Origin of the sequence: Amycolatopsis sp. lyj-112 (genome assembly GCF_046549055.1) — a bacterium.
In the GTDB taxonomy this organism is placed as follows: Bacteria; Actinomycetota; Actinomycetes; order Mycobacteriales; family Pseudonocardiaceae; genus Amycolatopsis.
On sequence record NZ_JAJPWS010000002.1, the window covers coordinates 79,646 to 105,382 of the forward strand.

Sequence of the window (25,737 nt, forward strand, 5' to 3'; positions counted from 1 at the left end):
AACCACGCGTCTACTTCGTGGCGACCTCGATGGACGAGTAGTCCGCGAGACGGCCGAAGTCGAGCTTGACCACCTTGAGCCGGTTCGACTTACCGCCGACGCCCTTCTCTTCCCACACCGGGATCTGCGGCAGGTCCTTCGCGATCTGGTCCTCCGCCTGCTGGTACAGCTTGATCGCGGCCGCCTTGTCGGCGGTCTGGTCCGCCTGCGTCAGCAGTGCGTCGACGGCCGGGCTGTTGTACGTCGAGTCGTTGGACGACCCGCTGCTCTTGTACCGCGGGTTGAGGTAGTTCTCGATCGACGGGTAGTCGGCCGACCAGTCGGAGCGGCCCATCCCGGTCAGCTGCCTGCCGTTGACGATGCTGCGCCACTGGCCGAAGTCCGTGGCGGGCACGAAGTCGCATTCGACGCCGAGCGCGTTCTTGATGCTGTTGCACGCCGCGACGAGCGGTTCCTTGCGGCCACCGTCGGCGTTCGAGGCGATGGTGAGCTTGCCGGTGTACCCGGACTTCGCCCAGAACTCCTTGGCCTTCACCGGGTCGAACTTGCAGAACTCGCAGACACCGGGCCGGTAGCCCTCGATACCGCGCGACACATAGCCGTCCGCGGGCGAATAGGTGTCGTTCATGACGGTCTTGACGATCTGCTCGCGGTCGATCGCCAGCGAGATCGCCTTGCGCAGATCGAGGTTGTTGTATCCCGGCACGTAGTACGGGATCGCGAGCGCGCTGATCCCGAGCAGGTTGCCTTCGACCAGCCGTTCACCGAGATCGGTCTTGTACTTCCCGCCGGCCTTCGCCGCGGGCGGCAGCGCCTCCATGAAGTCGAGGCGGTTGCTCAGCAGATCCTGGTACGCGGTCTCCTGGCTGGTGTAGATGCGGACTTCGAGGTCCTTGAACTTGACCTTGTCCTCGCCCTGGTACTCGTCGTACCGGGTGAGCTTGATCGACGCGTTGGGCGTACGCGAAACGAACTTCAGCGGCCCGTTGCCGATCGGGTTCTTGGCGAAGGCCTCCGGGTCGGCGAAGAACTTGTCCGGCAGCGGCGCGAACGCGAGGTAGCCGATCTTCGTGGCGAACACCGAGAACGGGCCCTTGAGGGTGACCTGGAGTTCGTGGTCGCCCACCACTTTCAGGCCGGACATCTCCTTCACGGTCGCTTCTTTGGCGCTGACCTCGTCGTAGCCCTGGATCTGCTCGAAGAAGGACGCGTTCTGCATACCGTTCTTGCCGTACGCGCTGTAGTTCCAGGCGTCGACGAAGTTCTTCGCCTTGACTTCGGTCCCGTCGTGGAACTTCCAGCCCTTTTTGATCTTGATGTCGAAGACCTTCGAATCGGTCGTGGTGATCGATTCGGCCATCAGGTTGTACGGCTCGGCGGTGTCGGATTTGTAGCCGACCAGCGCCGCGAAGACCGGCTTGAGCGCCTTGGAGCCGCCCAGTTCGTTGGTGTTGGCAGGGATCAGCGAGTTTTCCGGTTCGGTGCCGTAGACCGACACCGAAGCGTTGGAGTCCGTGGCGCCGGATCCGCTGTCGCTACTGGAACCACCACCCCCACAGGCCGTCAGCAGCATGGCCGCCGTGGCCACCACCGCCGTCGCTCCCCAGAACCCGCGTGAAGCCCGCATGTCCCCTCCAACTCTCGCCGTCAACCCGATCGGCGGCGCTGGTCGCGCCTACCGTCCAGAAGGTGAGACGACGCTATGGGACACGTGAAGCCGATCACAGTGCGTTGGTGTTGCAAATGTGTGACGGTGTCGCGGACCACCCGGTTAGAGCACAACCTTGGTAGGAACGGGACTGGTCCGAATGGCCTAACCCGGACAGGAGGTCACCACTTGATCACCGACAGAAATGGCCTCACGTAAGAGAAAGCGGTGTTTCACGCCAGTGAAAGCGCGATCCCGTCGAGGATGTCGTGCTCGCTGATCACCAGTTCGCCGGGACCACTCCGCGTGGCGAACTGCTCGGCCAGTACCTGCACGATCACCGAGCCGCCGCCGATGACGTCGACCCGTCCCGGATGGATCACCGGGTTCGCGGCGCGGGTCGCGTGGTCGGCGGTGAGCAGCGACTGCGCGACCCGGTCGATGTCGGCGTGGGAGAGCTTGGAGAGGTGCGTGCGCTCGGAGTCGTACTCCGCCAGGCCCTGCGCCACCGCGGTCAGCGTGGTGACGGTGCCGGCGACGCCGATCCACGTCTTGGCGGCGGAGACGTCCACGACGTCGAAGGCCTCGGTGAGGACCTTGGCGGCCAGCTCGCGGGCTTCGGCGATCTCGGCGGCCGTCGGCGGGTCGGACTTGAGCGCGCGTTCGGTGATCCGCACGCAGCCGATGTCGACCGACTTGGCCGCGATGACCTCGGCCTTGCGGCCGTCCCAGGTGCCGACGACGAGTTCGGTCGAACCGCCGCCGACGTCGACCACCACGAACGGGCCGTCGTCCGGGTCCTGCTCGCCGACGGCGCCGGTGAACGACAGCCTGGCCTCTTCGTCACCGCTGATGACCTCGGCCTCGGTGCCGAGCACCTCACGCGTCATCGCGAAGAACTCGTCGCGGTTGCTCGCGTCACGGGTCGCCGACGTCGCGACCATCCGGACCTTCTCCACACCCTTGCGACGCGCGGCGATCGCGTAGTCGGCCAGCGCCTTCCGGGTGCGCTCGAGCGCCTCGGGGGCCAGCTTGCCGGTCGCGTCCACGCCCTGGCCGAGCCGGACGATCCGCATTTCGCGGTGCAGGTCGCGCAGGTCGACCGTTCCGTCGTGACGCGGGGTCAGCTCGGCGACGAGCAGGCGGATGGAGTTGGTCCCACAGTCGATCGCGGCAACACGAGGCATGCTCTGAGCTTAGACAATGCCGATCAAGTGGGGTTGGCGCCGTTGCTGCTCGTCGACGTCACCGTCGTGGTCGTTGTGGTCGTCGTCGGCGAGGAACAGGTCGTCGGCGGCGGTTTCGGAGTCGTCGATGTGGTCGTGGTCGTCGGGCTCGAAGTCGGCGCCGTCTCCGTCACGGTGACCGGCGAACAAGGCGGCTTCGGGGTCGACGTCGGCGATTTCGACGACGAACTCGTAGAGGTCCCCGGCAAGGTCGTCGACGGCGGTGTGACCGAACCGGGCGGCGTCGACGGCACCGGAGGCGGCGGAACCGAAGCCGGCGGCGGCGCTGCCGCGGCGTTCGGCGCGCCGACAGGCACCTTGCTGTCCGGTGTCGGCAGCACCCCGGTGCGATAGGCCTCGGCCCAGATCAGCACGGTGTTCACGTAGGTGTCGGAGTTGTTGTAGCGGAAAACGGCCGTGCGCAACTGGTCCGGTTTGGACAGATCCATGCCGCCGGAGCACAGGTACCGGCCGGTGCCGAGCGCGGCGTCGAAGATGTTGTTCGGGTTCGACTCGCCGTCGCCGTTGCCGTCGGAGGCGTAGCCGGCCCAGGTCGACGGGATGAACTGCGTCGGGCCGACGGCGCGATCCCAGACCGTGTCGCCGTCGAATTTGCCGCCGTCGGTGTCCGGGATGGCCGCGAACGGGCCGGCGCCGTTGAGCTGCGGGCCCAGGATGGGCTCGAGGGTGTTCCCCTTGGCGTCGACGTAACCGCCGCGCGCGTGATTGGACTCGATCCGGCCGATGCTGGCGATCAGCGCCCAGTCGATATGACAACCGGGCTGCTCCGCGATGAGGATGTCGGCGGCGTTGCGGTACGCGGCGAGCGCGGTGACCGGGATGCCGAGCGGACCGTTGGGGAGTTCGTCCGCGGGGAGCGGGAGCGGGGTCGGCGCGTTCGGCAGGCTGCCGTCGACGCCGATCTGCTGGACGAGCGGGTTCTTCGGGTCATAGCCGCCGACGAGGCCGACGTCGTCGGAATGGATCGTGCTCGCCGTCGCGGCCCAGCTACCGACGCCGATGACCGCGGCGCAGGCCGGGACGATGGCGAGGACACCTCCGGTCACCGCGGCGATCGCACGGTGCCGGAGACAGAGTCTCCGGGCGGCTCGAGGTACGTGTCTCAGGCGAGAGCCCATGGATACAGCACCGTTCACCGCGCCTGGCACGTGCCTCACGCGCATACCTCAGAACCCTCCCGGCGGATCGCGACTCGGCGATCCGTTACTTGCCCACCCCGACAACCCGCAACTGGTGCACAGCCTGCCGCATGCGGTGACCGGTTTCACCCCATCGGGGAGGACCAGTTGGTCGATAACGGGTGAATTAACCCACCTGGAGGAACTATCTGTACACCGGGGGTCGGTGTTACCCCTGGCAGTCGCCTGAGGGCCATCCGTTCGATTTAAGCAGCGCGAGGGTCTCGTCGCCGAAAGGGTTCACCCCGGGGCCGACGGCGAGCGTGTGCGCCAGGTGGACGTGCAGGCATTTGACGCGGCCGGGCATCCCGCCCGCGGTGATCTGGTGGCCGAGCGGGTCGATGGCGTCGCGCTCGGCGAGGTAGCTCTCGTGGGTCCGCTGATAGGCCGCGGCCAGCTCGGGGTCCTCCGCGAGCCGGTCGGTCATCTCCTTCATCAACCCGGACGCCTCGATGGTGCCGACCATCGAGGTCAGCTTCGGGCAGGTCAAGTAATAGAGCGTCGGGAAGGGAGTGCCGTCGTCGAGGCGAGGGCTGGTCTGCACGACCGACGGGTGGCCGCTCGGGCAGCGCGCCGCGACGGCACGCAGCGCACGGGGTGCCCGGCCGAGCTGCTCCGCGATGATCTCGCGGTCGGCGTCGGTCACAGGCTCATATGAAGACTTTTCCGTGCTGTTCACGCCACTAAGGCTAAACGGAGAGCTTCAGCCGCCCGCGACCTGATCCCACAGCTTCTCGTACCAGGAGCCCTCGGGCACCGGCTGCTGGCCTTGCGGCTTCCCCTGTTCGGGCGCCTTGTCTTCAGGCAGCTGCACGATGTACGGCGTCTCGCCGGGCTTCACGAACCCGAAGCGCTTGCGCGCCTCCGCCTCGATCTGGGCCGGGTCGCTCAGTTCGGCCTTGCGGCCTTCCAGGCTGGCGACGGTCCGCTGCAGTTCGGACTGCAGCTGCTGCTGCTCGGCCACCTCGGACTTCTGGCTGAGGTACGTGCGCAGCGGAACGGCGATGGTGAACGCGAGCGCGCACACCACGATCGCCACCACCGCGGCCCGGCGGGTGGTGGACATGCCGAGCACCTTCGCGGCGCCCGATGCCCGTTTCGCCGCCAGATTGCGGCGCAACCGGGTTCGGGCGCGGACCTCTGTGGTCGTCGTCCGGCGGGCGCGCTCCGGCCGGCGGCCCCTGCCGGAGCCACCGCCTTCCGCGCGCCCGTTACGACGGGTCCGCGCCCTCCCCCGGTCCGCCATCATCGATTACCCCTCGGCGCTGAACCGCGGGAAGGCGAGATCGCCGGCGTAGCGCGCCGCGTCGGCGAGGGTCTCCTCGATCCGCAGCAGCTGGTTGTACTTGGCGATCCGCTCGCCGCGCGCCGGGGCGCCGGTCTTGATCTGGCCGACACCGGTGGCGACGGCGAGGTCCGCGATGAAGGTGTCCTCGGTCTCACCGGACCGGTGGCTCATCATCGACTTGTAGCCGTAGGAGGTGGCCAGCGAGATCGCGTCGAGGGTCTCCGACAGCGTGCCGATCTGGTTGACCTTCACCAGCAGCGCGTTGGCGGCGCGGCGGGTGATGCCCTCTTCGAGGCGGTCCGGGTTGGTGACGAACAGGTCGTCGCCGACGATCTGGACCTTTTCGCCGACCTCGGCGGTCAGCTGGACCCAGCCGTCCCAGTCGTCCTCGCTCAGCGGGTCCTCGATGGACACGAGCGGGTAGTCGCGCAGCAGTTCGGCGTAGTAGGCCGACATCTGCTCGGCGCTCTTCTTCGCACCTTCGAAGGTGTACGCGCCGTCGGAGAAGAACTCCGTCGCGGCGACGTCGAGCGCGAGCGCGACGTCGCGGCCCGGGGCGTACCCGGCCTTCTCGATCGCCTGGAGGATCAGGTCGAGCGCCTCGCGGTTGTTCTTCAGGCTGGGCGCGAAGCCGCCTTCGTCACCGAGGCCGGTCGACAGGCCGCGGCCCTTCAGGACCGACTTCAGCGAGTGGTAGACCTCGGTGCCCCAGCGCAGGGCCTCGCGGAACGACTCGGCGCCGATCGGCGCGATCATGAATTCCTGGATGTCCACATCGGTGTCGGCGTGCGCGCCACCGTTGAGGATGTTCAGCATCGGCACCGGCAGCACGTGCGCGTTCGGCCCGCCGAGATAGCGGAACAGCTCCAGCTCGGCCGACTCGGCGGCCGCCTTCGCGACGGCGAGCGAAACACCGAGGATGGCGTTCGCGCCGAGGCGGGACTTGTCCGGGGTTCCGTCGAGGTCGACCAGCTTCTGGTCGACGATGCGCTGGTCCACGGCTTCGACGCCGACCAGATCCGGGCCGATCTCGTCCAGGACGGCCGCGACCGCGCGCTCGACACCCTTGCCGTTGTACCGGCCGGTGTCGCCGTCACGCAGCTCGACGGCTTCGTGTTCGCCGGTGGACGCACCCGAGGGGACCGCGGCCCGCGCCAGCGTGCCGTCGTCGAGAGCCACCTCCACTTCGACCGTCGGGTTGCCTCGCGAGTCCAGAATCTCGCGAGCGCCTACCTGCTCGATGAGCGCCACGCCATGCTCCTCATGTGGGTTGTGCCTGCGGTGACGGGCCCAGCCTAGCCGTCGGCTCCGTTCACCCGTTGGAGGCACGCGCCACATCGAGCGATGACCTGGAACTACTCGTCGGCCGGTTCACCTGCGCGGACTTCCCGCCAGCCCGACGGCAGCTCGACGGTGTCGGAGAACTGCTGCCAGAACGTCCAGCTGTTACCGCCGATGTCGGACACGGTGAACACGCGCGCGCCGTAGGGCTGATCCTGGGGCGCGTCGAGGTCGGCGTCCTCGCCGAGGGCGGCGCGCACCCGCTCGTACTGGGCGTCGGCGTCGTCGACGTAGATGATGTTCAGCTGCCCGACCGGGCCGTCGACGCCCTTCCCTTCCCAGTACTCGGGACCGACACCGGCCAGCTGGATCTTGGCCGGGCCGGCGCACAACGTGGCTTGGAACACTTCGCCCGAGGCATCGGCGAAGCGCACCTCCTCGGTGAATCCGAACACTCTGACCAGCCACGCGACCGCATCGGTCGCGTCGGCGTAGTAGAGGTACGGCGCGAGTCCGAGATAACCGGGCTCGCTTTCGGACCTGTCGGCTTCGGCGCTGCTCATGGCAGGACAGTCCACCATGACCGTTTCAGCTCCTCGTGAACGGCCCTGCCCCGGGGTAAAGTGGAGCGGACCATGATGGATGCCGAACCCGCCCCAGAACCCGGTCCGGACTCGTCCGGCGAATCCCGGTTCCATGCCTTCCGACAGGCGGAGGCGCTGGTCGAAAGCCGCAGGCCACTCGACGCCCTCAAGGCTCTCCAGCCCCTGCTCGAGGATGAAACCGACAAACCGAGCGTGCATCTGCTGGCGGGCCGCGCCTACTTCCACTCCGCACAGTTGCGACGGGCCGAACGCGCTTTCACTCGGGTGTTGGAACTCGACCCCACTGATCATTACGCGCGGTTCGTGCTCGGGCGGACGCTGCAGCGCCTCGGCCGGTTCACCGAGGCGCTCGGTCAGTTGCGGATCGCCTCGGCGATGCACCCGATCCCGGAGTATCTGGAAGCGATCAGCGAGGTCAACGCCCGTATCGCGTTGAGTGATTGACCGAGAGCAAGGGACCTTTGCTCTCAGGTGGACTTCGCGCGCATGTGCGCCCGTTCACCCTGTTTGCCGAACAGCACCAGCAGTTCCACCGGCCCCGGCCCCGCGCTGCCGAACCAGTGCGGCACGCGCGTGTCGAATTCCGCCGCCTCGCCGGGTCCCATCGTGAAGTCGCGATCGCCGAGCACGGCCCGTAACCGTCCACTGAGGACGTACATCCACTCGTAGCCCTCGTGCGTCCGCTGCGCCGGGTCGATGTTCTCGACCGGGATCAGCAGTTTGAACGCCTGCGGCTGACCCGGCTGCGCGCTCAGCGACCAGGCGGTGAACCGGCCGAACTTCTGCGGTTTCATCCGGACCCGGGGGTCGGCCGGTTCGGGCTCCCCCACCAGTTCGTCGAGCGGGACCTGGTGGGCCTGCGACAACGTCAGCAGGAGTTCCAGGGTGGCCTTCCGCGTGCCCGATTCGAGCCGCGAGAGCGTGCTGGCCGAGATCCCGGTCGATTCCGAGAGCGCGGTGAGGGTCGTGCCGCGCTCCTTGCGGAGCCGTTTGAGCCTCGGGCCGATCTCGGTGAGCCGCCGTTCGATGTCCTCCATGCCCACCAGCTTGCCAAACCGGCAACGAACTTTGCCAGATCTCCTTCGAGTCCGGATGCTCGGAACCATGAATGAAGAATTCGACGTAGTGATCATCGGCGGTGGCGTGGCCGGCCTCAGCGCGGCCCTGGTGCTCGGCCGGGCGCGGCGCAAGGTCGTCGTGATCGACGGCGGCACCCCGCGTAACTCGCCGGCCGCGCACGCGCAGGGTTTCCTGACCAGGGACGGCACCCCGCCACAGGAACTCCTGAAGATCGGCCGTGACGAGGTCCGCGGCTACGGTGTCGAGATCGTCGACGACGTCGTGCACCGGCTACGGCGCGACAAGGCGGTGGAGCTGGCGGGCGGCCGGGTCATCACCGGACGCCGGATCGTGGTGGCCACCGGGCTGGCCGACGAACTGCCGGACATCCCCGGTGTCGCCGAGCGGTTCGGCACCGACGTGCTGCACTGCCCGTACTGCCACGGCTGGGAAGTGCGCGATCAGCGCTTCGGCGTGCTCGCCACCTCGGAGAAGTCGGTCCACCAGGCGCTGATCGTCTGGCAGTGGAGCAAGGACCTGACGTTCTTCTCACACACCCAGGAGATCTCGGCCGAGGACAGGGCGAAGCTGACCGGGCTGGGCGTCCGGATCGTCGACGGCAAGGTGTCCGAACTCGCCGTCGAAAACGGCAAGCTGAGCGGCGTCCGGCTCGTGAACGGTGAACTCGTCGAACGCGATGTCGTGTTCGTCGGCCCGAACTTCGTCCCGCACGACAAGCTCCTCGACCAGGTCGGCTGCGAACGCACCGAATCGGGATTCGTCGCGGTGGACCCGCAAGGACGCACCAGCGTGGACGGCGTCTGGGCGGCCGGGAACGTCGTCGACCCGATGGCCCAGCTGGTCGTCGCGGCGGGCGAGGCCTACAAGCTGGCGACGATGCTCAACTTCGATCTGGTCACCGAGGATCAGGGCGCGACGCTGGCGTCCGCGTAGGCGTCGGCCGCGCTGAAGACGTCCTGGACGTAGGGGACGGCGGGGTTGAACACCCGCATCGACTTCCACCAGCCCGCCGGGGTCGCGACGTCGTCCCCGCCTGAGCACAGATAGCGGGCGGTGGCGAAGGAAGCGTCGTCGAGGTTCTTCGGATCCGGCTGCTTCCCGTCGCCGCTGGCGCGTACGGCCTGTTTGCCCCAGACATCGGCCGGCAGCGTGATCGGGCCGGGCCTGCCCTGCGCCGCCTCGACGTGGGAGACGCCGGCGAGAGTCGCCCACGAGAGGTGACAGCCCGGCTTCTGCCGCCGGAGCCACATCTCGGCCCGGCCGTAAGCGGAAAGATCGGTGACGGAGAGCCGCGTCTTCCCGGCCACGCGCTGAGCCCAGGTCTGAAGTTCGGCCTCGTCGGAAACAGTGGGCCGGTCGGGCGGCGCGGCGAGCCCGGCCCGCGGCGTGGCCACCCCCTGCTGCGGCTTCTGGTCCGGGACCGCGAGAGCCGGCGGAGGTTGCGCCGGCGGGGGCGGCTCCTCGCCGCCCGGCCGATTCACTCCGACGGTCATGATCAGCACCACGCCGGTGAGCACGAGCCCGCCCGCCAGGGCGAGCCTGGGGACGTACGGACGCGACAGGGGACGCGCGAACTCTTCGGGGGCATCGACACTCGACTGGGCGGTTTCGGCCACCCGGTCAGGTTACTTCGCCACGCTGTCGGGTGATAACCCCTTCGGCTGACTGCGCCGGCTGATAGTGAACCTTCTCGTGAACCGGCCTTTGACGGCACGCCTCCCAACTGGGCTTTCAGGCAAGCTGGGCATCGCGCCGAGCCAGGACCAGATCAAGGAGTTCACCTCGGCGGTCGACGCGCCGAGTGAGCCGCTGAGCGCAGAACGTCGTCGAGTTCCACGGCGAGCACCGGGCCGGGATCGGCGCGCCACACCGGATCTGCCCATTTCGCCGTCCCGCCGGGTGTACGGGAAGGCGGTTTCTGGGGCGAGGGCCTGTTCGCTTGACCTCCAGCAAAGTGGAGGTCGCACACTGGGTTCCATGTTCAGTGAAGCGGAACTCGACTACCTCGCCACCCAAGGACTCGGACGGCTCGCGACGGCGCAGCCGGACGGGACGCTGCAGATCAGCCCGGTCGGGTACACCTACAACACCGAGACCCGGACCATCGACATCACCGGCTACGAACTGGCGAAGAGCAAGAAGTTCCGGAACGTCGCCGCGAACGGCCAGGCCGCGTTCGTCGTCGACGACATGCCTTCCCAGGACCCGCCTCGGATCCGCTGCCTCGAGATCCGCGGCCGCGCCGAAGCGCTGACCGGGACCTTCACCGCGGACGGTCATTTCGACGGCGCGGTGATCCGGCTCCACCCGTCCCGGATCATCAGCCTCGGTGTCGACGACCCGGACCACGACCCGCTCGACCTGGTGCCGCACAACCGCAACGTGTGAGTCACGCGTGTTACGAACGGACCTTTCATAACAAATTCCGTTATGAAAGGTCCGTTCATAACTCAGCGGCGCCCCCCGAACAGAGCGTACGAGCCGGCACCGACGACTCCGAGCCCCACGGCGGTCCAGGTCGCGGTGGCCACCTCGGCGGGCTGGAAGAGCCAGGTCGCGATCAGGGCAGCCGTGGCCGTATCCGGCGGCGTGAAGTACGCGACGGCGAAGGCGAACAACGGCAACGTCCACCCGTAGGCCCCGCCGAACAGCACCGCTGCCATCCCGGCGAGACCGAGCAGCCCGGCGGCGTTCCGCGCGATGATCTCCATCGGGACCAGGCCCGCCTCCCACAGCCGGGGCACGAGCACGACCGCGAAGGCGAGGCCTCCGATCAGCAGGAGATGCAGGCCGCGACGGTAGATCCAGCGGATCGCGGCGGTCCGGTCGAGGTCGGGATCTTGACCGCTCAGTCCGCTCGTCGTCACCGCGACCGCCATCGTGAGCGCGAGCGACACCGGCAACAGCGACCACGAGTTGCGCGCCAGGAACCACATCACCGCCACGACCACCAGCAGCGCCACGAACGACGCGGGCACCTGCCGCGAGCGGGAATACAGCACCGCCCACCTCATCGCGCGAGTCCGCCGGTCAGGATCTCGAGCTGGTCCCCCTGGCAGGTCAGGCCCGCTTGCCGCTGCGCGACGATCCGCGTGCGCTGCACGTCGGGCGGCAACGCCCGGAACGTCCCCCACGTGCGGTCGATCTGCCCGGTGGTCTCCTGACTCGCCCAGATGTTGCCGCCCTTCAACGGCTTCCATTCGCCGAGAAACCAGCTCGCCGAAATCGTCCTGGCGGTGACGTCGTCCAAATAGGACGCTCCACTTCCCCTGGACGAGGCGCACGAAGGTGTCCCCGCTCCGGCGACGAGCGCTCGCGTCACATCATCCGGATCGGTGGCCAGGTACAGCGGCAAGCTCATGAGATCGACGATCAGCGTGTCGGCGGCACGTGGCGGCACCTCCTCGTATCCCAGCCGCCGGTCGAATTCCACGATCTTGACCGGTGCGTCCGGCAAAGTTCCCAGTAGCCGCAACGCTTCCTTACCCGGCCCGGCGATCTTGCCGAGCTCGGCTTCGTGCATCTTCGTGACGCACACGGGACCATCGCAGACCATCGCCGTCGCGAGCGGATCGACGACCTTGGCCTCGGCGGGCGTGGCGGGCAGGATGGGCACCGCGATCGCGAGCGCGGCGACCAGGGGAACGGCGGCCAGCGCCTTCGCCCGCCGCGAACCCGCGGCCAAGAACAGCAAGCCGGTCGCGGCCAGGCCGATGAGCCAGACCGCCTGGCCGAGATCCATCCGGCTCGAGGTGGTCAGGAACGGATCGTTGAAGACGTCGAACGCGGGCGAGAGCAGGACAACCCACGAGGGCAGGGGCAGCTCGCCCGCCAGCACGCTGCCCTCGGACTGGGCGAGCTGAAGAACGATCATGCCGACGAAAGAGACGACGGCCAGCACCGGGGCGGTCAGCGGATGCGGCAGCAGCCTGCCGACACCCAGCCCGATCCAGGCGCCGGCGATCATCCCGAGCGCGCCGACCACCACGATCGGCAGCCAGCCGAAGGTGAAGAACCCGCCGTTGAAGAGGACCTGCACCGCACCGACGGCGAAGACCAGCAGATAGCCCAGGACCAGCAGTCCGGCCAGCGCGCCGGCGAGTTTCGCGGCCCGGTGCCAGCCGGGGCGAGGCATCGTCGTCAGCAATTCGACCATCCCCGACCGGCTGTCGCGCATGCCTTGGATGACACCGGCGCCGACCGCGATCGGCCACAGGAACACCAGCAGGAACCGGCTCCACTCGGCCGCCAGGACCCAGTGCGAGCCCCAGTCGAGGGGAAACCTCGTCCATGGCCCGGAGAAAGCGAACAGAAAACCCAAAGCGACGACGACCGCCGCGAGCGCGGCCCAAGGGGCGATGGAACGGCGGAGTTCGATCCGCAGGATGCGCGCGTTCACCAGTTCCCCTTCCCCGGCTCGTGACCCAGCAGTGCGGAATAGCCACGCTCGATCGGGCTGTCGCCCACGTGCGCGGGCGTCCCGGCGGCGGCCAGTTCGTCCGGATTCCCTTGGAAGACCAGCTTTCCTTCCTCGAACAGGATGACGTCGGTGCACGCGGTGGCGACGTCTTCGACGAGATGCGTCGAGACGACCACGCAGGCGTCGCGTCCCACTTCCTGCATGAGATCGCGGAACCGCACACGCTGCGCCGGGTCCAGACCGGCCGTCGGCTCGTCCAGCAGGAGGATGTCCGGGTCGTTCACGATCGCCTGCGCGATCCCGACCCGCCGCACCATCCCGCCGGACAACGTCTTCATCTTGTCGTCTGCGCGATCGGCGAGACCGACCCGCTCGATCGCGCGCTGCACCGCCCCCGGAACGTCCACTTTGGACATCTCCTTGAGCCAGGCGATGTACTCGACGAATTCCCGCACGGTGAACCGCTTGTAGTAGCCGAAGTTCTGCGGCAGGTAGCCGATCCGGCGGCGCAGGCGGCGCTGGTCGGTGAATCCCCCGACGGACTCACCGAGCAGCGCCAACCCGCCTTCCGCCGGCCGGAGCACCGTCGCCAGTGCCCGGATCAGCGTGGTCTTCCCGGCCCCGTTCGGGCCGAGCAGACCGTGCACCCCCGTGCCCAGTTCCAGATCGAGCCCGTTCACGGCGTACTTCCGCTTGCCGACCCGGACCTTCAACCCCTCCGCCTTGATATTCCACGCGTAGGTCGTCGGTGCGACCTCCGCGGCCCCGACAGCACGCATCATGTTCTCCCCTTCGTTCATCGTTCGGATCCGCTGAGCAGGCCGAAGGCGCTCCTCCTGAGCACCACCACGGCCGCGGTCAGCGCGAAGATCGCGCCCCAGACGGGGAGCAGTCGCGGTTCGAGCGCGGTGGCCCGCCCTTCCGAAGCCACCGCGGGCGCCAGGATCACCGCGACCCAGATCCCGGCCAGGACGTACGAAGCGCGCGCAACGCCGATCAGCCCGCCGAGCGCGAGCGTCCCGGTGGTGAAGGCCAGGCTCGGCAGCAACCCCAGCCCGAACCCGCCTCCGCCGAACCAGCCGGCGAGGGCCTGCACCGGCAGTACGACCGCGAGTACGGCCGTCGTCCGGCGCAGCACCAGATAGAACCCGCCCCTGGGCGCGGAAGTGACCAGTTCGTACGCGGGGTCGAGGCCCTTGGCCCAGGACACCGCGACCCCGAGGACCGGCAGCACCGGCGAGAACAGCTGGACGAACGAGAAGCCTTCGCTGCTGGTGAAACCGACCCAGTCGAGCACGAACCCGAGCGTCGGGATCAGGAGGATCATCACCAGCCACGGCAGCATCACCGGCGTCACCCAGGTGTGCAACCGCCCAGCCCAGCGACTCCGCGACGGCCGCTTTCCCACACCGGCCAGTTTGGGTCCGAGTCCGGCCCAGACGCCGTCGACCAGCGCCGTCACCGACGGCGTGCTGATCACGGCCAGCCGTCCCCGGCAGTCCGCACACGACTCCAGATGGGCTTCGACGGCCCAGACCTCGTCGCCCGCGAGCCCGTCGTCCCCCCGGACGTAGCCGGTGAGGAGCCGTTCGGACACGTGTTCCTTGTTCACGACAGCGCCTCCCGCATCGCGATCCGAGCCCGCCTGGCGCGGGTCTTGACGGTTCCTTCGGGCAGCCCGAGCAGAACCGCGGTCTCACGGACGGTCAGCCCGTCGAGCACCATGGCCTGCAGGACCTGCCGTAGTTCGGGAGCGAGCCGGCGCAACGCGTCGCCGACGTGGTCGCCGACCGCCCCGGCCAGCGCCTCGTCTTCGGCGGCGGGCGCGGCGGTGATTTCGGCGACCGGCAGTGGCTGCGCGTGCCGGGCCCTGCGCCGGAAGGCGTCGACGAGCCGCCGCGCGGCGATCGTCCACAGCCAGCCGACAGCGCTGCCGCCGACGGCCGAACCGGCGAACGCCCCGGCCGCGCGCCACACCGCGAGATAGGTCTCCTGCATCACTTCGGCGACGATCTGCTCGTCGGCGCAGCGACGGCGGAGACGCACGGCGAGCCATGGCGACGTGCGGCGGTAGAGCTCCTCGAACGCCGCGCGGTCACCTTTGGCCGTGCGGCGGACGAGCTGCTCTTCGTCCGGTTCCGTTCCCTTCACACCCAGCAAGACGTCGAGATCACGGAATCGGTTCTCACACGATTGTGTGCCGCGTCACAGCGGCCGCACCGGCTCGGCGGCCTTCTCGTCGTACGCGGTGCGCGCGGCGACGATCTGGTCGACGTTCTCGACGGCCCATTCGCCGACGGCGTTCGTCAGCCGGCCGACGTCGACACCGAGCGGGGTGAGGCCGTACTCGACCCGCGGCGGAACCGTGGGGTAGACGTCGCGCCGGAGCAAACCGTCCCGTTCCAGGGAGCGCAGCGTCTGGGTCAGCATCTTCTGCGTGATGCCGTCGAGCAAGCGGCGAAGTTCGCTGAACCGCATCGGCCGCTCGTAGCGCCGGATCGCGCCCAGAACGTAAAGCGCCCATTTGTTCGCGAGAACCTCGATGACCGTCCGCGCCGGGCAGTCACGCCCGTGTACGGCCACCCATTCTTCGAACATCCGCCGCTCGGCGTTGGTACCCATGAGGTACCTAGATATCAGGAGAGTGCCTACTTCACAACAGGTACCAGGCGTCGACATGCTCGTTTCCATGCGAAAGATCCAGCAAGACTCCTTCGGCGGGCCTGACGTCCTTCGGATCGTCGAAACCGAAAAGCCCGTTCCGGGCGACGGCCAGGTCCTGGTGCGCGTCCACGCCGCCGGGGTGAATCCGGCGGACTGGAAGATCCGGAACGGGCTGGTCGTCGGCGACCTGCCGCTGACCGTGGGACTCGACCTCTCGGGCGTGGTCGACTCGGCCGGGCCGGGAACAACACGGTTCCGGCCCGGAGACGAGGTCTACGGCGTCACGTTCCCGCCGAACGGCTCGTACGCCGAGTACGTCGCGGTCAGCGAGGGCACTCTCGCGCTGAAACCGCGAAGTTTCGATCACGTCGAGGCGGCCGCACTCCCGATCGCGGCGCTCACCGCGTGGCAGCCGTTCACCCGGCTCTTCCCGGTCGGCCCGGGTCACCGGGTGCTCGTCCACGCCGCGGCCGGCGGGGTCGGTCATCTCGCCGTCCAGATCGCGAAGGCCCGGGGTGCGTACGTCATCGGGACCGCCAGGGAGGCGAAGCACGCGTTCCTGCGGGATCTCGGCACGGACGAACTCCTCGACTACACGACCTCCGATTTCACGAAATCGCAGGTCGTCGACGTCGTGCTGGACCCGATCTCCGGCGATTACGGCCCTCGTTCCCTGGACACGCTCGAACCGGGTGGTGCGCTGATCGACATCGTCGGGCACGGTCCGGACCGGACGGAGGTCCGGCGGAAGGCCGAAGAACTCGGTCTCCGTTTCGACGAGTTCTACGTCTCCCCGTCCGGAACGGACCTGGCGGAAATCGCCACTTTGGCCGACGCCGGCTCACTGCGTGTCTCGATCGCCGAGGTCCTGCCGCTCGAACAAGCCGCGAAGGCGCACGAACTCAGTGAATCCGGACGCGTTCAGGGCAAGCTCGTCCTGACGATCTAGCTGGGCCAGAACTTGCGCCAGCCGTCGGCCTCGAGCGTCGTGGGTTCGAGGCCGGCGTCGCGGGCGGCCTGCTCGGCGTCACGGATGTCGAGAGCGAACTGCTTCGCGACGGCGCGCAGCTCACCTTCGGGGTCGAGCCCGGCCCGTCGGGCAGTCGCGGCCACCCGGAACAGCTGGGCGGCCGGTTCGGATCCTTCGGGAAACAGGTCCAGCGGGATCCCGGCGCGGCCGCTGCGCTGTCCGAGCTTCCCGGCCAGCGCCACGGCGGGCTGACCGAGCGCGACGCCGTCCACGATGGACAAGCGGCGCTTCTCGGCCTGTTTCAGTTCTTCCCACTTGAGGTTCTGGTGTTCGACGGTGTCCACCCGCGGGGAGCCCGCGAACACGTGCGGGTGACGCCCGACGAGCTTCGCGACCAGTTCGGACGCGACGTCGTCGATCCCGAACGGGTCGGCCGGATCTTCGGCGGCGACGCGCGAGTGGAACAGCACCTGGAGCAGGACGTCGCCGAGTTCTTCGCGGAGCGCGCCCCGGTCGCCTTCTTCAATGGCGTCGAGAAGTTCGTAGGTCTCCTCGACCAGATACTGGCGCAGCGAGTCGTGCGTCTGGATGGCGTCCCACGCACATCCGCCCGGAGAGCGGAGCCTGTCCATCACCTCGGCGGCCTCGACCAGCGGCGGTACGGGCGCTTCGATCACCTTCGCGCCCGCCCGGATCAGCGACGCGGCTTTCGGCTCTTTGCGTGAACCCGCGATGAGCACGAGGTCACGCACCGGACCGGCACCGAGCGCGGGCACACCGAAAGCGGCGGGATCGACATCGGACGCCGCATGGACGGCATCGCTGCGTCGCAAGATCGGAAGTGCCGCGGCGGGCAGCGTCGCCCCGCGCGCGATCACGACGACGGCGGTGGTCACCGCTGCTGCGGGGTGGCGCCGCGCACTGGCAGCACGATGCCCTTCTTCGACGCTTCGTTGGCCGCGAGGTCCATGCCCACAACATCCCACACGCCGTAGCGCGGGTTCACCGTGAGGTCGAGCTGGTCGACGTACGGCTGGAGGAAGCGGATACCGATCTTGGCCAGCTGCTGGGCGCTGGGCGGTGCCTCCTGGTCGACCGAGACCGGCTTGTCCGCGGCCCGCTCGCGCACGGCGACCACGAGCCACTGCGGCTGTTCCGGCGACGGCTGGAAGGCCACGACGGTGTTGACCGGGCTCCCGAACATGACGGTCGACGCGAAAGCGGGCGACTGCGCGGCGGCGGCCTTGTCGCCGAGTCCCGCCTCCTGGGGGTTGCCCTGCGCTTCCTGGGCGACGGCCTGAGCGGCCGCGTCCGGCGAAGAGGCGAACTGACGAGCCTTCTCGAACGCCCGCTCACGCAGCTCGCCCGGATCGACGGCGGCCGGGGTGCCACCGGCGTCGGCCTTGGGAGCGGAAACCGCCACGTGGTCGACGGTGACGACCAGCTTGTCGACGTACTTCAGCGCGAGCTGGGTCTGCAGGGCCGCGTCGACCAGGGCATCACGGTGATTCCGGACGCGCGCGACGAGCTGCTGCACGTTGGTCGCGACGTCGCCCTGCTGAGCCGCCTCCATGGGAGCCGCCAGCGGATCCTTCTGCAGCGCGGCCACGACGAGGGACTCGTCGACTCCGACACCCTCGCGCTGGGCGGCGCGCAGAGTGAGCTCGTGGAGGATCTCCTGGCGCACGATCTCGCGGCCGACCAGATCGAGCTTGTGCTCCTTGGCCAGCTGCTGCCCATAGGGGTGCTCACGGACGGCCTTGTCGATCATCTCCTGCACGCGATCCACCGAAGTGGACTTGCCGTCGATGATCACCGCCGCACCGACCTGCCCGGGTCCGGCGTTGCATCCGGTGAGAAGGAGAGAACCGGCAAGAACCCCGACCAGCGCACGACGGCGCCCCATGATCCGCATCACAGCGCATACCCTCTCATACCGGCCCCGGTGTGAGAACCAGGTCGTAAGTCGCGATTCGGGGTTCCTCCGCGAAGACTCACGCGACGGGCGCCGGTGACTTCATCAGATTCGTCAACAGTTTCGCGCACCAGTCCAGCAGTTCCTCGTCCCGCAGCACCGGCGCGCCGATGCGGCCGCCCGCCGGGCCCTCGGTCGGCTTCGGCACGGAAACCGTGTTCGTGACGGCTTTGTAGAGAGCCTTGGGATACAGGCGCTTCAGCCGCACCATCTGGGAATCCGCCAGCGGCAAGGGAGCGAACCGGATCGACGAGCCCTGGACGGCGACCTCGGTGACGCCGGCGCCGCGGCAGGTGTGCCGGAACGCGGCGACCGCGAGCAGACGGCGGACCGCCGCGGGCGGCTGGCCGTAGCGGTCGATGAGTTCTTCGCGCACCGCGTCGATCCCGGCCTGGTCCGGCGCGGCCGCGATCTTGCGGTACGCCTCCAGCCGCAGCCGCTCGCCCGGGACGTAGTCGTGCGGGATATGCGCGTCCACCGGGAGATCCACGCGGACGTCGGCGAGTTCTTCGTCCTCCGCCATGTCCTCTCCCGCGTGCCGGCGGAACGCGTCGACGGCCTCGCCGACTAGCCGCACGTACAGGTCGAAACCGACGCCGGCGATATGTCCCGACTGCTCCGCGCCGAGAATGTTCCCCGCGCCGCGGATCTCCAGGTCCTTCATCGCGACGGCCATACCCGCGCCCAGCTCGGTGTTCTGCGCGATGGTCGCGAGCCTGTCGTGCGCCATCTCGGTGAGCGGTGCTTCCGGCGGGTACAGGAAGTACGCGTACCCGCGCTCGCGTCCGCGCCCGACCCGGCCGCGCAACTGGTGCAGCTGCGCGAGACCCAGCAGGTCACCGCGTTCCACCAGCAACGTGTTGGCGTTCGAGATGTCCAGCCCGGTCTCGACGATCGTGGTGCAGACGAGCACGTCGTACTCGTTCTCCCAGAAACCCTGGATGATCTTCTCGAGTTTGTCCTCGTTCATCTGCCCGTGCGCGGTGACGACGCGCGCCTCCGGCACCAGCTCGCGAATGCGCTTCGCGGCCTTCTCGATCGAAGAAACCCTGTTGTGCACATAGAAGACCTGGCCGTCGCGCAGCAGTTCACGCCGGACCGCGGCGCCGACCTGCTTGTCGTCGTACGCGCCGACGTAGGTCAGGATCGGGTGCCTGTCCTCGGGCGGGGTGAGGATCGTGGACATCTCGCGGATCCCGGCGAGCGACATCTCCAGCGTCCGCGGGATCGGGGTGGCCGACATCGTCAGGACGTCGACGTGCGTCCGCAGCGCCTTGATGTGCTCCTTGTGCTCGACGCCGAACCGCTGCTCCTCGTCGACGATCACCAGGCCGAGGTCCTTGTACCGGATCCCGGTCTGCAGCAGGCGATGCGTGCCGATCACGATGTCGACGTCGCCGGAGGTCAGCTGCTCCAGGATCACGTCGGACTCGTTCTTGTTGGTGAACCGCGAAAGGCCCCTGATCTTCACCGGGAACGAGCTCATCCGTTCGGTGAAGGTGTTGAGGTGCTGCTGCGCCAGCAGCGTCGTCGGCACGAGCACGGCGACCTGCTTGCCGTCCTGCACCGCCTTGAACGCCGCGCGCACCGCGATCTCGGTCTTGCCGTAGCCGACGTCGCCGCAGATGACGCGGTCCATCGGGACACCGCGTTCCATATCCGCCTTGACCTCGTCGATCGCGGCGAGCTGATCGTTGGTCTCGGTGAACGGGAAGGCGTCTTCGAGCTCGCCCTGCCACGGGGTGTCCTGCGCGAACGCGTGCCCGGGCGCGGCCTGCCGCGCGGCGTAGAGCTGCACCAGTTGCGCGGCGATCTCCTTGACCGCCTTCTTCGCCTTGGCCTTGGTGTTCTTCCAGTCGGACCCGCCGAGCTTGTTCAGCGTCGGCAGCTCACCGCCGACGTAGCGGGAGACCTCGTCGAGCTGATCGGTCGGCACGAACAGCCTGTCGCCGGGGTGCCCGCGTTTGGAGGAGGCGTACTCCAGCAACAGGTATTCACGGGTGGCGCCGGCGACGGTGCGCTGCACCATCTCGACGAACCGCCCGATGCCGTGCTGGTCGTGCACGACGTAATCGCCCGTTTTCAGGGCGAGCGGGTCGACGGCGTTGCGGCGCCGCGACGGCATCTTGGTGTTGAAGTCCTTTGTGGACGTTCCGGCGCCGGCGCCCCGCCCGGTCAGATCCGACTCGGACAGCACCACCAGCGCGCGTTCCGGCGAGACGAAGCCGTCCGAGAGACCGCCACAGGTCACTGTCACGACGCCGGCCGTCAGCGGCCCGGTGAGACCTTCGGCCAGTGCCGCGGGCACTTCGCCCGCCGACAGCTGCTCGACGGCGCGCGCCGCGGTGCCGTGCCCGGCGACGACGAGCACCGCCGTCCCGCCCGCGGCGGTGTGCGCGCGCAGGTCGGTCGTCGCGCGCTCCACCTCGCCCCGGTAGTTCGGCGCGGCCTCGATCGAAACGCGATAGACGTCGGGGTCGTCGCTGGCCAGCTGCGTCAGCGTCCACCAGGGACGCTTCGTCTCCTGGGCGTGCTTCGCGATCTCCGCGAGGTCCCGGTACGCCGACGCGCCGAGGTCGATCGGCGCCTGCCCACCCGCGGCGGCCGTGGTCCAGGACGCTTCGAGGAACTCCTGTCCGGTGCGGACCAGGTCGGCCGCGCGGGCGCGGATCTTCTCCGGATCGGCCACCAGCACGTGGGTGCCCTCGGGCATGGCGTCGGTGAGCAGCTCCAGCTCGTCCTCGCACAGCACGGGAATGAGGGCTTCCATGCCCTCGACGGGGATTCCGCCCGAAAGCTTGGTGAGCATCTCGGTGAGCTGGGCGTCCGCCTCGTAGGTCGTCGCCAGCTCCGCGGCCTTCGCCCGCACCTGCTCGGTGAGCAGCAGCTCACGGCACGGCGGCGCGGTGACGTGCTGGATCTCGCCCGGCAGCGATCGCTGGTCGGACACCGCGAACGCGCGGATCTCGCTGACCTCGTCGCCCCAGAACTCGACCCGCACGGGATGCTGCGCCGTCGGCCCGAACAGGTCGAGGATGCCGCCGCGCACGGCGAACTCGCCGCGCTTCTCGACCATGTCCACCCGCGTGTAGGCCAGCTCGACCAGCCGCTCCAGCAGCCCTTCGAAGCTCTGCTCCTCGCCGACGACCAGGTCGATCGGCGCGAGTGAGCCGAGCCCGGGCGCCATCGGCTGGATCAGGCTCCGGACGGTCGAGACGACGACGCGCAGGTCGTCGGCGCCGGTTTTCAGCCGGTGCAGCACCTCCAGCCGCCGCCCGACCGTGTCCGCGCGCGGGGACAGCCGCTCGTGCGGCAGCGTCTCCCACGAGGGGAAGTCGGCGACCGCCTCCTCTCCGAGGAACGACTTGAGCGAAGCCGTCAGTTCGTCGGTCTCGCGGCCGGTGGCGGTCACCGCGAGCACGGGGCGGCCGGCGCCCTCGTCCGCGGCGAGGGCGGCCGCGACCAGCTGCCGGGCCGCGATCGCGCCCTGCAGCTCGAGCACCGGGGCACCGGCCCGCTCGACGACCCCGCGAAGGGCCGGATCGGGAAGGATGGAATGAAGGAGTCCGGACAATGGAGCGTTTGTCACCGTCCCAGACTACGTGGGGTCACCGACAGTCCGCCGCGCGATTACCTGGGCAGGGCGTCGACCACCTTCGGGAGCTGCTCGTCGAACTCGGCCGGTTCCTGGGTCGCGATGCGGAGCAGCACGTGTTCGGCACCCGCGTCGGCGTATTCGCGAAGCCTCGCGGCGACCTCGTCACGGCTGCCCGCGATCTGCACCTGGATCTTCTCGACGAAGTCCAGCGGAACCCCGTAGTTCCGCCGCGCGTAGTCCTCCAGCCGCTCACGCGCGCGGACCGGGTCGTCCTCGATGAGCACCGTCGCGAACAACGCGGGCGTCACCGGGCGTACGGCGGTTTCGCGGATCTTCGCGAGGCCGTCGACGTAGTCCGCGACATCGGGCGGGTACGGCAGCCAGCCGTCGTAGAGGCGCCCCGCCCGCTCCAGCGCGCCCGGGGTGAACGCGGCGAGCCAGACCGGAGGACCGCCGGGGCGGTGCGGTTCCGGGAACTCCGGAAGCGTGTCGTAGTGCAGGACCTCGCCGTGGAACGGGCCGCTTCCCCCGCTCCAGACGTGCCGCCACAGCGCGACGATGTCGTCGAGCCGGGCGCGGCGGCGCGCCCACGGGACCCCGGTGAAGGCGAACTCCGGTTCGCTGCGGCCGGCGAACCCCGCGCCGACGCCGAGGGTGATCCGGCCCTGGCTGATCAGATCGAGGGAAAGGATCGCGTTCGCGGAAAGGACCGGATCGCGCAACGCCGGGAGCAGGGCCGCGGTGCCGAGGGTGATCCGCTCGGTTCTGGCGGCGAACGCGCCGAGCAAGGTCAGCGGATCGATGGGCGCCTTCGCCAAGGTGTCGCCGACCCAGACCGAGTCGAGGCCGAGACGTTCGGCTTCGGCCGCGATGGCGACCATTTCCGGCGCGGTGCGCCCGGAGTCGAGGATGGACCGATAAGTGGGGACGACCAGACCGAATTTCATGCCACGAGCATCTCCGCGCCGGGGAATCACCTCAATTCCTTCGAGGGAATGGCGGCGCCGTCGGCACCTCCGCCAAGATGACGACCATGGTTTCCGGATTCGGCCCCGCGCTCCGGGGCTGGCGCGAGCGGCGGCGGTTGTCCCAGCTGGAACTGGCGCTCCGGGCCGGAACCACCCAACGGCACGTGAGTTTCCTGGAAGGCGGCCGGTCGATCCCCGGCCGCGGCCTGGTGCTGCGCGTCGCCGAATCACTCGAACTCCCGCTGCGAGAACGCAACGGTCTGCTGCTCGCCGCCGGTTTCGCACCCGGGTACCCCGAAACGTCGCTGGATGACCCGAGACTGCGGCCGGTCCTCGAAGGCATGCGGCGGCTGCTCGACGGGCATCGTCCGTATCCGGCGATCGTGGTCGACCGCTACGGCGTGCTCGTCGCCCGCAACGACGCGCTCGACCTGCTCTTCGAGGACGTCGCGCCGGAACTGCTCGAAGAACCGGTCAACACCCTGCGGGTCGCCCTGCACCCGGAAGGCATGGCGCCACGGGTGCGCAATCTCGCCGATTGGGCGCGGCACATCCTCGAACGGATGACGCAGGAGATCGCGCACGCGCCCGACGAGCGGCTCACCGCACTGCTGGCCGAACTCGAGAGTTACGTTCCCGCGCCCGGCCCGCCGGGCCCCGACCATCTCGGGTTCGCCGTTCCGATGCGGTTGTCCACTTCGGCCGGTGAACTCCGGCTGATCACCGCCATCACGACGTTCGCGACCGCCGCCGACGTCACCGTGTCGGAACTGAAACTGGAGACCTTCCTTCCCGCCGACGCCGAAACGGCGAAGATCCTGACCGGATGACCGGTTCGTTCCTCGCGGGCGATTGGGCGCGATGGCATGCTGATGCCATGCGCACTCCCGCCGTCGCCGCGATCGCGTCCCTGTCCTTGCTGGTCACGGCCTGTTCCGGGGCGTCGAGCGAAACGGTGCAGAGCGCGCCGCCGGTCACCTCGAAGGCCGCCGTGACGAAACTGAAGGTCGAGCAGGTGACCGCCGGCCTCGAACACGGCTGGGACATCGGGTTCCTGCCGGACGGGAAGATCCTGGTCACCCAGCGCCCCGGCAAGCTGGCCCTGATCGACAACGGCGCCAAGCGCGACGTCACCGCCGACTTCTCCGACGTCCACGTGCGCGGCGAGGGCGGGCTGATGGGGATGGTGATCAGCAAGGACTTCGCGACTTCGCGCGAGTTCATCACCTGCCAGACCCACAAGGAAGGCGACAAGGCCGTCGACATCCGGCTCGTCACCTGGCGGCTGTCGGAGGACAACGCGAGCGCCACGAAGGTCAAGGACCTGCTGACCGGGCTGCCGGTGAACCCGAGCGGTCGGCATTCCGGCTGCCGCCCGTCCTTCGGCGCGGACGGCGCCCTGCTCGTCGGCACCGGTGACACCGCCCGCCCGCAGTACCCCCAGGACAAGACCAGCCTCGGCGGCAAGGTGCTGCGCATCGACGCGAAGACCGGGAACCCGTTGCCGGACAACCCGTTCATCTCGGCCTCGAACCCGAACGAACAGCGCGTCTTCACCTTGGGGCACCGCAATATCCAGGGCCTCACGGTCCGGCCGGGCACCGGGCAGGTGTTCACCGCCGAGCACGGGCCGACCATCGACGACGAGGTCAACATGGAACGCGCCGGCGCGAACTACGGCTGGGATCCGTCCAAGGGCGGCACCGAGACCAGTTACGACGAAGGCGTGCCGATGACCGACACGCAACGGTTCCCGGACGCCGTACGTCCTTTGTGGACGACCGGCGAGATCACCGAAGCCATCTGCGGCGCCGAATTCCTCACCGGACCGCAGTGGGGCGCGCTCGAAGGCTCCCTCGCCGTGACCGCGTTGAAGGGACAGAAGCTGCTGCTGTTCCGCCTCGACGACGCCGGCGCCGTCACCGAAGTGACGCTGCCGCCGGAGTTCGACGACAAGTTCGGCAGACTCCGCGCCGTCCGCAGCGCGCCGGACGGCTCGCTCTACGTCACGACCTCGGAAGGCCAGGACGACAAACTGCTGCGCGTGACACCGGGTGCCTAACGGCCCAGGTACGCGCCGCCGTTGACGTGGACGACCTGGCCGGTGACGTGCCGCGCGGCCGGGCTCGCCAGGAAGGCCACCACTTCGGCGACGTCCGCGGGCTCACCGGCGCGTTTGGTCAGCGTGTTGCCGATGAGCATCGCGCGGCGCTCGTCGGAAAGCTTGCCGTGGAAGAACTCGGTGTCGCCGATCAGGCCGGGCGCGACGATGTTCGCGGTGATCCCGCGCGGCCCGAATTCCCTTGCCACGTCTACGTTCCACGCTTCCAGCGCGGCCTTCGCGGCACCGTAGGAACCGGCCCCGGTGTGAGCGGCGATGGAGCCGATGGTGACGATCCGCGCGTCGTCGGCGAGCCTGTCCCGCACGGCGCGCGTGACCAGCACGGCGCTGAACACGTTCGCGTCCAGATTGGCCTGCCAGTTCGCGGCGAACGACTTGAGGTCGTTCGCGGGCTCCTGCTGGAAATCCGTGTTCCCGCCGGCGTTGTTGACCAGGACGTCGATGCGTTCGGGCAGATCCGCCAGCGCCCGCTCCACCGCGTCCGGATCGGCCGCGTCGAACGGCACCGGATTCGCGCCGAGCAACGTGGCGGCTTCGGTGAGGACCTGCTCGCGCCGTCCGGTGATCGTCACCCGTTCGCCTCGCGCGGCGAACGCCGCCGCGACCGCGTATCCGATTCCCGTTCCGCCGCCGGTGATCACGACTTCCCTGTGCTGCACCATCGGGTCAGCATAGGCACACTAGGCTCCCGCC

At 68.8% G+C, this 25,737-nt stretch carries 26 protein-coding genes; 6 read left to right on the plus strand and 20 right to left on the minus strand.

Annotated features, from left to right (window positions below; translation table 11 throughout):
* Positions 1-10: 10 nt before the first annotated feature.
* The 7 genes from ACLJRL_RS07120 to ACLJRL_RS07150 form a co-directional block, all read right to left on the minus strand.
* On the minus strand, positions 11-1,627 hold the full coding sequence (locus ACLJRL_RS07120) for an ABC transporter substrate-binding protein (protein ID WP_410655262.1): 1,617 nt from the start codon (positions 1,625-1,627) through the stop codon (positions 11-13).
* Between the two features lie 254 nt (positions 1,628-1,881).
* Positions 1,882-2,835, minus strand: coding sequence for an exopolyphosphatase (locus tag ACLJRL_RS07125; RefSeq protein WP_410655263.1), 954 nt, complete (start codon positions 2,833-2,835; stop codon positions 1,882-1,884).
* 23 nt (positions 2,836-2,858) lie between these two features.
* Complete coding sequence (locus ACLJRL_RS07130) at positions 2,859-4,058, minus strand: lytic transglycosylase domain-containing protein (RefSeq protein ID WP_410655264.1); 1,200 nt, start codon at positions 4,056-4,058, stop codon at positions 2,859-2,861.
* 184 nt (positions 4,059-4,242) lie between these two features.
* Complete coding sequence (locus ACLJRL_RS07135; RefSeq protein WP_410656142.1) at positions 4,243-4,719, minus strand: DUF501 domain-containing protein; 477 nt, start codon at positions 4,717-4,719, stop codon at positions 4,243-4,245.
* A 57-nt stretch (positions 4,720-4,776) separates the two neighbouring features.
* A complete protein-coding gene (locus ACLJRL_RS07140; RefSeq protein WP_410656143.1) occupies positions 4,777-5,139 on the minus strand; it encodes an FtsB family cell division protein in 363 nt (120 codons plus the stop codon).
* 186 nt (positions 5,140-5,325) lie between these two features.
* On the minus strand, positions 5,326-6,612 hold the full coding sequence (gene eno, locus ACLJRL_RS07145) for a phosphopyruvate hydratase (RefSeq protein WP_410655265.1): 1,287 nt from the start codon (positions 6,610-6,612) through the stop codon (positions 5,326-5,328).
* 104 nt (positions 6,613-6,716) lie between these two features.
* Positions 6,717-7,205, minus strand: coding sequence for a VOC family protein (locus tag ACLJRL_RS07150; RefSeq protein WP_410655266.1), 489 nt, complete (start codon positions 7,203-7,205; stop codon positions 6,717-6,719).
* 72 nt (positions 7,206-7,277) lie between these two features.
* Here ACLJRL_RS07150 and ACLJRL_RS07155 point away from each other — a divergent pair, with 72 nt between their 5' ends.
* A complete protein-coding gene (locus ACLJRL_RS07155) occupies positions 7,278-7,691 on the plus strand; it encodes a tetratricopeptide repeat protein (RefSeq protein WP_410655267.1) in 414 nt (137 codons plus the stop codon).
* Between the two features lie 23 nt (positions 7,692-7,714).
* On the opposite strand, the gene ACLJRL_RS07160 is transcribed toward ACLJRL_RS07155, so the two are convergent.
* Positions 7,715-8,284 carry a helix-turn-helix domain-containing protein gene (locus tag ACLJRL_RS07160; RefSeq protein WP_410655268.1) on the minus strand — a complete coding sequence of 190 codons (570 nt, stop codon included), beginning with the start codon at positions 8,282-8,284 and terminating at the stop codon, positions 7,715-7,717.
* A gap of 55 nt (positions 8,285-8,339) precedes the next feature.
* Between ACLJRL_RS07160 and ACLJRL_RS07165 the strand changes: the two genes are divergently transcribed.
* Positions 8,340-9,260, plus strand: a complete 921-nt coding sequence (locus tag ACLJRL_RS07165) for an NAD(P)/FAD-dependent oxidoreductase (protein WP_410655269.1) — start codon at positions 8,340-8,342, stop codon at positions 9,258-9,260.
* Here ACLJRL_RS07165 and ACLJRL_RS07170 read toward each other — a convergent pair.
* Positions 9,233-9,943 carry a murein transglycosylase gene (locus ACLJRL_RS07170; RefSeq protein WP_410655270.1) on the minus strand — a complete coding sequence of 237 codons (711 nt, stop codon included), beginning with the start codon at positions 9,941-9,943 and terminating at the stop codon, positions 9,233-9,235. The two genes, ACLJRL_RS07165 and ACLJRL_RS07170, sit on opposite strands and share 28 nt — an antisense overlap.
* 361 nt (positions 9,944-10,304) lie before the next feature.
* Here ACLJRL_RS07170 and ACLJRL_RS07175 point away from each other — a divergent pair, with 361 nt between their 5' ends.
* Complete coding sequence (locus ACLJRL_RS07175; protein ID WP_410655271.1) at positions 10,305-10,715, plus strand: PPOX class F420-dependent oxidoreductase; 411 nt, start codon at positions 10,305-10,307, stop codon at positions 10,713-10,715.
* Between the two features lie 62 nt (positions 10,716-10,777).
* Here the strand turns inward: ACLJRL_RS07175 and ACLJRL_RS07180 are convergent, their stop codons facing one another.
* From ACLJRL_RS07180 to ACLJRL_RS07205, 6 genes are read right to left on the minus strand one after another with little or no spacing between them, the layout of a single operon-like run.
* Positions 10,778-11,341 (minus strand): hypothetical protein, encoded by a 564-nt coding sequence (locus tag ACLJRL_RS07180; protein WP_410655272.1) that lies wholly within the window; start codon positions 11,339-11,341, stop codon positions 10,778-10,780.
* The gene (locus tag ACLJRL_RS07185; RefSeq protein WP_410655273.1) at positions 11,338-12,726 is read right to left on the minus strand and encodes a hypothetical protein; all 1,389 of its coding nucleotides are present in this window, start codon (positions 12,724-12,726) and stop codon (positions 11,338-11,340) included. Before ACLJRL_RS07185 ends, ACLJRL_RS07180 begins: the two co-directional genes overlap by 4 nt.
* The gene (locus ACLJRL_RS07190; protein ID WP_410656144.1) at positions 12,723-13,526 is read right to left on the minus strand and encodes an ABC transporter ATP-binding protein; all 804 of its coding nucleotides are present in this window, start codon (positions 13,524-13,526) and stop codon (positions 12,723-12,725) included. The genes ACLJRL_RS07185 and ACLJRL_RS07190 overlap by 4 nt, the downstream gene beginning before the upstream one ends.
* A gap of 17 nt (positions 13,527-13,543) precedes the next feature.
* A complete protein-coding gene (locus ACLJRL_RS07195) occupies positions 13,544-14,359 on the minus strand; it encodes a zf-HC2 domain-containing protein (protein WP_410655274.1) in 816 nt (271 codons plus the stop codon).
* Positions 14,356-14,898, minus strand: a complete 543-nt coding sequence (locus ACLJRL_RS07200; protein ID WP_410655275.1) for an RNA polymerase sigma factor — start codon at positions 14,896-14,898, stop codon at positions 14,356-14,358. The genes ACLJRL_RS07195 and ACLJRL_RS07200 overlap by 4 nt, the downstream gene beginning before the upstream one ends.
* A gap of 54 nt (positions 14,899-14,952) precedes the next feature.
* Positions 14,953-15,369, minus strand: a complete 417-nt coding sequence (locus tag ACLJRL_RS07205) for a winged helix-turn-helix transcriptional regulator (RefSeq protein WP_410655276.1) — start codon at positions 15,367-15,369, stop codon at positions 14,953-14,955.
* 67 nt (positions 15,370-15,436) lie between these two features.
* Between ACLJRL_RS07205 and ACLJRL_RS07210 the strand changes: the two genes are divergently transcribed.
* Positions 15,437-16,360, plus strand: coding sequence for an NADP-dependent oxidoreductase (locus tag ACLJRL_RS07210; protein ID WP_410655277.1), 924 nt, complete (start codon positions 15,437-15,439; stop codon positions 16,358-16,360).
* Here the strand turns inward: ACLJRL_RS07210 and ACLJRL_RS07215 are convergent.
* The 4 genes from ACLJRL_RS07215 to ACLJRL_RS07230 all read right to left on the minus strand — a co-directional run bounded on the left by ACLJRL_RS07215 (position 16,357) and on the right by ACLJRL_RS07230 (position 22,901).
* Complete coding sequence (locus ACLJRL_RS07215) at positions 16,357-17,277, minus strand: MazG family protein (RefSeq protein ID WP_410655278.1); 921 nt, start codon at positions 17,275-17,277, stop codon at positions 16,357-16,359. The two genes, ACLJRL_RS07210 and ACLJRL_RS07215, sit on opposite strands and share 4 nt — an antisense overlap.
* Complete coding sequence (locus ACLJRL_RS07220) at positions 17,274-18,296, minus strand: hypothetical protein (protein ID WP_410655279.1); 1,023 nt, start codon at positions 18,294-18,296, stop codon at positions 17,274-17,276. The genes ACLJRL_RS07215 and ACLJRL_RS07220 overlap by 4 nt, the downstream gene beginning before the upstream one ends.
* A 79-nt stretch (positions 18,297-18,375) precedes the next feature.
* Positions 18,376-21,930 carry a transcription-repair coupling factor gene (mfd, locus tag ACLJRL_RS07225; RefSeq protein ID WP_410656145.1) on the minus strand — a complete coding sequence of 1,185 codons (3,555 nt, stop codon included), beginning with the start codon at positions 21,928-21,930 and terminating at the stop codon, positions 18,376-18,378.
* Between the two features lie 56 nt (positions 21,931-21,986).
* Entirely contained in the window at positions 21,987-22,901 is a 915-nt protein-coding gene (locus tag ACLJRL_RS07230) for an LLM class flavin-dependent oxidoreductase (protein ID WP_410655280.1), read from the minus strand.
* 86 nt (positions 22,902-22,987) lie between these two features.
* On the opposite strand from ACLJRL_RS07230, the gene ACLJRL_RS07235 reads away from it, so the two are divergent.
* Positions 22,988-23,752: a helix-turn-helix domain-containing protein gene (locus ACLJRL_RS07235; RefSeq protein ID WP_410655281.1), complete on the plus strand. Its 765-nt coding sequence runs from the start codon at positions 22,988-22,990 to the stop codon at positions 23,750-23,752.
* Between the two features lie 47 nt (positions 23,753-23,799).
* Complete coding sequence (locus ACLJRL_RS07240; RefSeq protein WP_410655282.1) at positions 23,800-24,984, plus strand: PQQ-dependent sugar dehydrogenase; 1,185 nt, start codon at positions 23,800-23,802, stop codon at positions 24,982-24,984.
* Here ACLJRL_RS07240 and ACLJRL_RS07245 read toward each other — a convergent pair.
* Positions 24,981-25,706 (minus strand): SDR family NAD(P)-dependent oxidoreductase, encoded by a 726-nt coding sequence (locus ACLJRL_RS07245; RefSeq protein ID WP_410655283.1) that lies wholly within the window; start codon positions 25,704-25,706, stop codon positions 24,981-24,983. The genes ACLJRL_RS07240 and ACLJRL_RS07245 overlap by 4 nt on opposite strands.
* Positions 25,707-25,737 lie beyond the last annotated feature (31 nt).